The organism is Mycobacterium sp., from assembly GCF_035653355.1.
Lineage (GTDB): Bacteria > Actinomycetota > Actinomycetes > Mycobacteriales > Mycobacteriaceae > Mycobacterium.
On sequence record NZ_DASRBZ010000220.1, the window covers coordinates 1 to 2,385 of the forward strand.

Here is a 2,385-nt window from a genome sequence, read left to right on the forward strand (position 1 = left end):
CGATCTGCAGCACGCAGTGGTGGCGGCGGTACAGCTCGACGTAGTCGTTGGCCTGGAGAAGCATGTAGCTGAATTCGGTATAGGAGATGCCTTCGCCTTCCAGGCGCCGCCGGATGGTGTCGCGATCCAGCATCACGTTCACCGAGAAGTGCTTGCCCACGTCGCGCAGGAACTCGATGGCCGACATGCCACTGGTCCATTCGAGGTTGTTCTCGACGATCGCGCCGGTCGGTGAGTCGTCGAAGTCGACGAAGCGTTCCAGCTGCCCGCGGATCCGATCGGTCCAGTCCAGCACCGTGTCGGCGGCGTTCAGTGTGCGTTCACCGGTATCGCGGGGGTCACCGATCAGGCCGGTGGCACCACCGGCCAACACGATGGGCCGGTGGCCGGCACGTTGGAAACGCCGCAACGCCAGCAGCGGCACCAGGTGGCCGGCGTGCAGGCTGGGCGCGGTGGGGTCGAAGCCGGCGTACAGCGTGAGCGGGCCGCGCGCCGCGTCAGCGGCCAGCGCATCAAGGTCGGTGGACTGCGCGATCAGCCCGCGCCAGCCCAGCTCGTCGAGGATCGGTGCGCCCACAGTCATAGATCTTCCAGGATCGCCGCCACTGGCCGTTAATCGCTGGCCCCCGGCGCGGGTGCGCGCGGGCTGCGCCGGTAGGCCGACACCTCCGGTCGACCCTGCAGCCACAGCCGCCACGGCCGGTCGGCGGCATGGCTGATGCCCACCCGTGGGCCGCTGACGGCGTCAAGAGTGTGGTTCAGTTTCAGGGCGATGGGACTGTCGGGCTCGAAGAGGTCAAGTCCGTTGTCTGCCATCGTGATTCCCAATGCGGAGCAGAGATTTCCCGGTCCGCGGGCCAGCGCGAGAGTTCGGGCCAACTCGCCACGCCGGGACCGGGCAACGTCGATGCCGCTTTCGATCGCCGCGGCCCGCAGCAAGACGGCGGCCGCCGTCCCGTCCGGGCCACAGGCGACGTTGGCGCATACGTGGATGCCGTGGCTGCGATAGGTGTAGAGGTGTCCGGGCGGCCCGAACATCACAGCATTGCGACCGTTGAGCCCGCGATACGAGTGCGCCGCCGCGTCCGGCCAGGGGCCGTCCGGCACTCCGCCGTACGCCTCCACCTCGACGATCGTGGCGCTGACACCTCGCCCACACAGCGTGGCGCCGAGTAGTCGGCGCGCCGCGGTGACCGGGTCGACCACCAGTTCCTCAGCGCTCACCGAACAGATTTTGCACCCCGGGAGTCGAGCGAGCGGAACGAACCGCAGTGAGTGACGGGAGCGAGACGACCAATCGAGCCCGGGAGTCGAGCGAGCGGAACGAACGCAGTGAGTGACGGGAGCGAGACGACCAATCGAGCCTCAGGCTCTTGACAACACGGCATCCGGGGCGGATATTCATCATATGATGAGTTCATCGAGTGATGAATTGTTGGCGGACGGCGCGGAGGTGGCCGTCGACATCAACCACCTGCGGGTGATTCGAGGACAAAGGCCTGCGCTGCACGACTTTTCAGTGCAAATTGCCCGAGGTACCATCACCGGGCTGCTGGGCCCGTCCGGCTGCGGCAAAACCACCCTGATGCGCTGCATCGTCGGAACCCAGATCGTGACCTCGGGGACCGTCACGGTGCTGGGGCGCCCAGCGGGGTCGGCCGTGCTGCGCCGGCGCGTCGGATACATGCCGCAGGACCCGACCATCTACAACGACCTGCGAATCGTCGACAACGTGCGCTACTTCGCGTCGCTCTACGGCTTCGACGCGCGCGCCGCCGACGCCGCCATCGAACGCGTGGGCCTGTCCGATCACCGCACCGCCTATTGCGGCAATCTTTCCGGCGGCCAGCGCACCAGGGCGTCGTTGGCATGCGCGTTGGTCTGCCAGCCTGCGCTGCTAGTGCTGGACGAACCCACAGTGGGTCTGGATCCGGTGCTGCGCGCCGATCTTTGGGAGCAGTTTCATGAACTGGCCCGCGGGGGCACTACGCTGCTGGTCTCCAGTCACGTGATGGACGAAGCCGACCACTGCGGTGACTTGTTGTTGATGCGTGAAGGCCGCCTGGTCGCCCACACCACCCCGACCCGACTACGAGAGGACACCGGATGCACGGCACTCGAGGAAGCGTTTCTGTCCATCATCAAACGCAGCACCGCACGCCAAGCCGGCTAGGGCTGAAGGGGTATGCGGCGACCACGACGCGGATTCTGCGCCAACTGGCCGCCGACCACCGCAGCATCGCAATGGTTCTGTTGGTGCCAGTGCTGGTCATCACGCTGATGTACTTCATGTTCGAAAATGCACCGCACCGGCCCGGCACGCCGTCGCCGTTCAACAATGCCTGCTTGATTCTGCTGGGCCTTTTCCCGCTGTTCTTGATGTTC

The 2,385-nt window shown here is 66.2% G+C and carries 3 protein-coding genes and 1 pseudogene; 2 read left to right on the forward strand and 2 right to left on the reverse strand.

The window, feature by feature from the left end:
* Both tyrS and VFA16_RS07435 read right to left on the reverse strand, forming a co-directional pair.
* Window positions 1-577 (reverse strand): tyrosine--tRNA ligase (gene tyrS / locus VFA16_RS07430; protein WP_324967195.1); only part of this gene is annotated, 577 nt, incomplete at its 3' end.
* A gap of 35 nt (window positions 578-612) precedes the next feature.
* Window positions 613-1,224: a DNA-3-methyladenine glycosylase gene (locus tag VFA16_RS07435; RefSeq protein ID WP_324967193.1), complete on the reverse strand. Its 612-nt coding sequence runs from the start codon at window positions 1,222-1,224 to the stop codon at window positions 613-615.
* A 184-nt stretch (window positions 1,225-1,408) separates the two neighbouring features.
* Here VFA16_RS07435 and VFA16_RS07440 point away from each other — a divergent pair, with 184 nt between their 5' ends.
* Together VFA16_RS07440 and VFA16_RS07445 are read left to right on the forward strand one after the other, a co-directional pair.
* Window positions 1,409-2,173 (forward strand): ABC transporter ATP-binding protein, encoded by a 765-nt coding sequence (locus VFA16_RS07440; protein WP_324967194.1) that lies wholly within the window; start codon window positions 1,409-1,411, stop codon window positions 2,171-2,173.
* A gap of 2 nt (window positions 2,174-2,175) precedes the next feature.
* Window positions 2,176-2,385, forward strand: a pseudogene (locus tag VFA16_RS07445) (ABC transporter permease); the annotation flags it as partial.

Excerpts from the sequence above, each read along its gene's own strand:
- VFA16_RS07440 (WP_324967194.1), top strand. The coding sequence starts at position 1,409 with ATGATGAGTTCATCGAGTGATGAATTGTTGGCGGACGGCGCGGAGGTG.